The 5,621-nt window shown below is 70.6% G+C and carries 6 protein-coding genes, 1 tRNA gene and 1 pseudogene; 4 read left to right on the plus strand and 4 right to left on the minus strand.

Going from position 1 to position 5,621, the window contains the following annotated elements; translation table 11 throughout:
* Window positions 1-411: pseudogene (locus tag ACJA3G_RS28470) on the minus strand (hypothetical protein); the annotation flags it as partial.
* 142 nt (window positions 412-553) lie between these two features.
* On the opposite strand from ACJA3G_RS28470, the gene crgA reads away from it, so the two are divergent.
* Window positions 554-811 (plus strand): cell division protein CrgA, encoded by a 258-nt coding sequence (gene crgA, locus ACJA3G_RS28475; protein WP_406555909.1) that lies wholly within the window; start codon window positions 554-556, stop codon window positions 809-811.
* A 303-nt stretch (window positions 812-1,114) separates the two neighbouring features.
* Here the strand turns inward: crgA and ACJA3G_RS28480 are convergent, their stop codons facing one another.
* Window positions 1,115-1,984, minus strand: a complete 870-nt coding sequence (locus ACJA3G_RS28480; RefSeq protein WP_406555910.1) for a rhomboid family intramembrane serine protease — start codon at window positions 1,982-1,984, stop codon at window positions 1,115-1,117.
* Window positions 1,985-2,127: 143 nt separating this feature from the next.
* Complete coding sequence (locus ACJA3G_RS28485) at window positions 2,128-2,661, minus strand: peptidylprolyl isomerase (protein ID WP_406555911.1); 534 nt, start codon at window positions 2,659-2,661, stop codon at window positions 2,128-2,130.
* A gap of 336 nt (window positions 2,662-2,997) precedes the next feature.
* On the opposite strand from ACJA3G_RS28485, the gene ACJA3G_RS28490 reads away from it, so the two are divergent.
* Window positions 2,998-3,693 (plus strand): DUF5324 family protein, encoded by a 696-nt coding sequence (locus ACJA3G_RS28490; protein WP_406555912.1) that lies wholly within the window; start codon window positions 2,998-3,000, stop codon window positions 3,691-3,693.
* 80 nt (window positions 3,694-3,773) lie between these two features.
* On the opposite strand, the gene ACJA3G_RS28495 is transcribed toward ACJA3G_RS28490, so the two are convergent.
* Window positions 3,774-3,846, minus strand: a tRNA-Ala gene (locus ACJA3G_RS28495).
* Between the two features lie 151 nt (window positions 3,847-3,997).
* On the opposite strand from ACJA3G_RS28495, the gene ACJA3G_RS28500 reads away from it, so the two are divergent.
* Both ACJA3G_RS28500 and ACJA3G_RS28505 read left to right on the plus strand, forming a co-directional pair.
* Window positions 3,998-4,546, plus strand: a complete 549-nt coding sequence (locus ACJA3G_RS28500; protein WP_358837570.1) for a DNA-binding protein — start codon at window positions 3,998-4,000, stop codon at window positions 4,544-4,546.
* A gap of 24 nt (window positions 4,547-4,570) precedes the next feature.
* Window positions 4,571-5,621 (plus strand): serine/threonine-protein kinase (locus ACJA3G_RS28505; protein ID WP_406555913.1); only part of this gene is annotated, 1,051 nt, incomplete at its 3' end.

Raw genomic sequence — 5,621 nt, forward strand, 5'->3', positions numbered from 1 at the left:
GGCGGCCGTCGCGTTGGGCGGGGCGTCGTTGAGGGTGACGGTGAGCGCCTTGCCGGCCACCTTCTCGGTGCCCGCCGCGTCCTTGAGGGCGGCGAACTGCTGGTCCTGCGCCTGGGTTGAGCCGTTGTCGCGCTGGGCGAGGGCGTCGACGTCGTTGCGGACGGTGGCGGTGGACTGGTCGAGCTCGGCGTTCTTGCGGCTGCGCTGCTGGATCAGGTCGGAGAGCTTCAGCAGCGAGGCGTCCGTACGGATGTTGGTGCCCTTGGCGGTATTGAAGCTGGTGACGAAGATGAGTCCGGCCAGGGCGAAGACGGCGGCGGAGAGCAGCCGGACGGGGCGGGCGCGGAAGCGGCGGCCCCGGGCTGCGGGCTCGTCGGGGAGCCCTTCGGGGGAGTCGGCGGAATTGCTCAACGTACCCTTATCTCCTTCGGCGGCACGGAAGCACTACGCTAACGGACGCCTGGGGGCAGCAGTGATCCCCGGTTGTCCCTCCGCCGCCGCCCAGCCACAGTTCCCTGCGCGGTAACGCAGCGCATCGACAGGAGTGTTCCTCGTGCCGAAGTCACGTATCCGCAAGAAGGCCGACTTCACACCGCCGCCGGCGGCGAAGCAGGCCACCGCCATCAAGCTGGGCAGCCGGGGCTGGGTGGCCCCGGTGATGCTGGCGTTCTTCCTGATCGGGCTTGCCTGGATCGTCCTCTTCTATGTGACCGAGGGCGATCTGCCGCTGAAGTCCCTCGGGAACTGGAACATCGTGGTCGGCTTCGGCTTCATCGCCGGCGGCTTCGGTGTCTCCACGCAGTGGAAGTAGCGCGGCTGAAGTAGCGGGTCCGCAGCCTCCTCGTCAAGCCTTGCCCACGGGTTATCCACAACGCTATCCACACTGGGGAAAAGGTCAGACGATCTGTGGATAACCTCCGCCGTGTTGACGCCGGTGTGACTGCACTCTTCCACACCGGCCCACGGCCCGCCCCTTGTCCTTGCTGGGAAAACCCAGGTCAGCGACAAGGGGCACAGCTGTTCCCCACGGCGTGCACAAGATCCGGCACACACTGTGGACAACCTTGGGGGAAAGCTCGACTCCGTGTGCCCGACCTGGCGGCCGACCCGCGGCTCAGGTGAGCGCGGCCGTCCGGGCTATGACGATCACCACGACGGCCAGCAGGACCGCCGCGCAGGTCCCCCACTGGATCACCGCCCGGCGCTCGCGGGGCGCGTGGACCATGGCGTACGCGATCACCGTGCCGCCGACCAGACCGCCGATATGGGCCTGCCAGGCGATCCCGCCCCAGGGGTTGAAGGTGATCACCAGGTTGATCACCAGGAGCGCGATCAGCGGGCGCATGTCGTAGTTCAGCTTGCGCATCAGCACCGCGGTGGCGCCGAACAGCCCGAAGATCGCCCCGGAGGCACCGAGCGAGGGCTGGTTGGGGGCGGCGAGCCAGTACGTCAGCGCGCTTCCGGCGAGGCCGGAGACGAAGTAGAGCGCCAGATAGCGCACCCGGCCGAGCGCCGCCTCCAGCGGCCCGCCGATCCACCACAGGCTGAGCATGTTGAACGCGATGTGCGTGATGCCGCCGTGCAGGAACATCGAGGTCGCCAGGCGGTACCACTGGCCTTCGGCGACGCCCTCCATGGGATCACCGGGCAGGTACGAGGCCCACCCGATCAGTTCGAACCTGTCGGTGAAGCTGTTCCCGACGACCTCCTGGAGCAGAAAACCGACCAGATTCAGCCCGATCAGGATCTTGGTGAGCAGACGCGGGTCGCCCGGCGCGATCGCCGCGCCCGCCATCGTGCGCGGCTGGTTGGCCGTCCGCGTGTGCCCGGTGCCCGAGCCGCCCCGGACGCACTCCGGGCACTGGAATCCGACCGAGGCGCTGACCATGCACTCCGGGCAGATCGGGCGCTCGCAGCGGGTGCAGGTGATACCCGTCTGCACGCCCGGGTGCCGGTAGCAGCTCGGCAGGCTCGCCTGGTCCATCGGGCTCCTTGTACTCGGTGTACGCGGGTCGCGTTACGGGCTGGCGCCGGGCGGCAACCGCGCCGCCCCGCTCGTCACGTCATACGGACGAGCGGGGCGGTTGGTTCCCCACGAAAGGGTGCCGTCGGTGCGGCGCGCGGGGCTCAGCCCTCGCGGGACTCGATGACGACCGACTCGATCACCACGTCCTGGACGGGGCGGTCGGTGCGCGGATTGGTCTGGATGCCCGCGATGGTGTCCACGACCTTCCGGCCGGGGTCGGAGGAGACCTCACCGAAGATCGTGTGCTTACGGGTCAGCCACGCCGTGGGGGACACCGTGATGAAGAACTGGGAGCCGTTGGTGCCCGGCCCCGCGTTCGCCATGGCCAGCAGGTACGGCTTGTCGAAGGCCAGCTCCGGGTGGAACTCGTCGGCGAACTCGTACCCCGGGCCGCCGGTGCCGTTGCCCAGCGGGTCGCCGCCCTGGATCATGAAGCCGCTGATCACGCGGTGGAAGACCGTGCCGTCGTAGAGCGGGTCCGTGGTCTGCTTGCCGGTCGCCGGGTGCGTCCACTCGCGCTCGCCCTTGGCCAGCTCGACGAAGTTCCTGACCGTCTTCGGGGCGTGGTTCGGCAGGAGCCGGATCTCGATGTCCCCTTGGTTGGTCTTGAGGGTGGCGTAAAGCTGCTCGGCCACGGTCTGCCTTCCTTTGGTCTGCACTGACGTCCCACGATCCTCGCACGGAGGGCCCCGCGGCAAGGAAACGCCGCCGTGTGCCGCCGATCGGGCCGAACACGCGCCGCCCGGGGCGCGACCGTGGCATCGTCGGACCCGAGCTCTTCCGCCCCGCCCCTCGCGCCGTCGTGCCGTACTTCTTCCGAAGTCGCCCGCATGACCCGGATGCCTTTCCGCGCATGCCGGGTACCCGTCCGACAGGCATGATTTCGAGATGGGTGGAAAGGCGACACTGTGCTCATTCCGGCGACAACCCACCGGACCGCCCTGAACCCCGCCACCAAGGAGGAGGATCACGTGACCCGCATGGAGAGCGTGCGCGCCGCGACCGGCTCGGCGAAGGAGAGCGTGCTGCACGCCGCGGAAGTGGTGGCGCCCTACGCCGACTCGGCCAAGAACCAGGCCGCGCACTACGCGCACGAGACGCGCGTACGGCTCGCGCCCAAGGTGGCCAAGGCCGCCCAGCAGGCCCGCAGCCAGGCCCAGCAGCAGTACGGCTCGTATGTCGCGCCGCATGTGCCGCCGAAGGTCGACGAGGTGGCCCGGGAAGCCGCAGCGCGCTCCCGGCGCGCCGCGCGCCAGGCGGCCCAGTACACGGCGCCCCGCGTCAGCCAGGCGGTCGCCGCCGCCCAGCCGGTCCGGGAAGAGGCCATGGCCCGCTCCACGGCCGCCCTCGCGGCGCTGCGCGGGCAGATCTCCCCGCGCCAGATCGAGAAGCTGGTGAAGAAGCAGCGGCGCCGGGCCCGGGCCGGACGCGTCGCCAAGTACCTCGCGGTCGCCGGCATCGTGGCGGGCGGCGCCGTGGCCGCCTGGAAGTGGTGGGACAAGCAGGCCAACCCGGACTGGCTGGTCGAGCCCCCGGCCCCGACCGAGGTCGCCGAACCGACTCCGCTGAGCGCCGTGGACGGCAGCAGCGGGGCCCTCGACCCGGAGGTCGAGGCCAAGGAGGCGGAGGAGGCCGAGTTCGGCGAGGAGCGCGGCGGGGGCCACTGACCCGGGAGCCTCGGCGGTACACAGCGAAACGGCGGGTGCCGTGGACCGGACGGTCCACGGCACCCGCCGTTGTCGTGCTGTGGAGCCTAGGGGAGTCGAACCCCTGACATCTGCCATGCAAAGACAGCGCTCTACCAACTGAGCTAAGGCCCCGGAAGGGTGGTGCGCAGACCAGAGTACCGGGTGGAGGCGGGTATCCCGCAAAAGGATTGGGACTCCCGGTGAGCGACCACTCTCCGTAAGATGCTCGTCGGGGTTCGCGACAGCGAAGCGCCCCGATGGGGAAGCGATGGGGAGACGCGCAATGGACGCAACGCAGCAGGAAGCGACCGCAAGAGCGAGGGAGCTTCAGCGGAGCTGGTACGGGGAGCCGCTGGGGGCGCTCTTCCGCCGACTGATAGACGATCTGGGCCTGAATCAGGCCAGGCTCGCCGGCGTCCTCGGCCTCTCGGCCCCCATGCTGTCCCAGCTGATGAGCGGTCAGCGCGCCAAGATCGGCAACCCGGCCGTCGTCCAGCGCGTCCAGGCCCTCCAGGACCTGGCCGGCCAGGTCGCCGACGGCAGCGTCAGCGCCGCCGAGGCCACCGACCGGATGGACGAGATCAAGAAGTCCCAGGGCGGCTCCGTCCTCACCAACACCGGGCAGACCACCACGAGTTCCGGTGCTCCCACCGTGCGCCGCGTGGTGCGCGAGATCCAGTCGCTGCTGCGCTCGGTCGCCGCCGCCGGGGACATCATCGACGCCGCCGACACCCTCGCCCCGGCCCACCCCGAGCTGGCAGAGTTCCTCCGGGTGTACGGCGCCGGACGCACCGCCGAGGCGGTCGCCCACTACGAGGCGCACCAGAGCTGACGGCCATGGGGGCGGGGGTGCCAGGTGGGTGAGGTCTTCGCCGGTCGGTACGAACTCATCGACCCGATCGGCCGGGGTGGTGTCGGCGCCGTCTGGCGCGCCTGGGACCACCGCCGCCGCCGCTGTGTGGCGGCGAAGGTCCTCCAGCAGAGCGACGCGCACACCCTGCTGCGGTTCGTCCGCGAGCAGGCGCTGAGGATCGACCACCCTCATGTGCTGGCCCCGGCGAGCTGGGCCGCCGACGACGACAAGGTCCTGTTCACCATGGACCTGGTGACCGGCGGCTCGCTGGCCCATCTGATCGGGGACTACGGGCCGCTGCCGCCCCGGTTCGTCTGCGTCCTGCTGGACCAGTTGCTCGCCGGTCTCGCGGCGGTCCACGCCGAGGGCGTCGTCCACCGCGACATCAAACCGGCCAACATCCTTCTGGAGGCGACCGGCACCGGACGGCCGCATCTGCGGGTGTCCGACTTCGGCATCGCGATGCGCAAGGGCGAGCCGCGGCTGACCGAGACGAACTATGTGATGGGGACGCCGGGGTACTTCGCGCCCGAGCAGATCATGGGCGCGGACCCCGACTTCCCGTCCGATCTGTTCGCGGTCGGCCTGGTCGCCCTGTATCTGCTGGAGGGTCAGAAACCGGACGCCCGGGCGCTGGTGGAGTACTTCACCGCCCACGGCACCCCCGGAGCCCCCCAGGGCGTCCCTGAGCCGCTGTGGCAGGTCCTGGCGGGTCTGCTCCAGCCGGACCCGCACGTACGCTTCCGGACGGCCACGGGGGCGCGCAAGGCGCTCGCCTCGGCCGTGGAGCTGCTGCCGGACGCCTCGCCCGACGAGGAGCCGGTCGAGGTCTTCGATCAGGTGGGCCCGCTTCCCGAGGGATTCGTGCCGCGCGAGCTCCCGCCGGTCCTGCGCCACCCGGGGACATCCGGGACGCCACAGCACTCGGCCGGGACCCCGGCCCGGCCTCCGGGCCCCTCACCCGAGCAGCCGCCCGGCCAGGAACGGCAGGGGCAGCACCAACCCCCGCACCCGGACCGTCCGTTGTCCGCGCCCACACCGCCCACAGCGGACG

Origin of the sequence: Streptomyces sp. YS-3, from assembly GCF_045257485.1 — a bacterium.
GTDB lineage: Bacteria > Actinomycetota > Actinomycetes > Streptomycetales > Streptomycetaceae > Streptomyces.

Coding starts and splice junctions, on each gene's coding strand:
- ACJA3G_RS28480 (WP_406555910.1), bottom strand. CDS start 1,984: ATGGACCAGGCGAGCCTGCCGAGCTGCTACCGGCACCCGGGCGTGCAG.
- ACJA3G_RS28500 (WP_358837570.1), top strand. CDS start 3,998: ATGGACGCAACGCAGCAGGAAGCGACCGCAAGAGCGAGGGAGCTTCAG.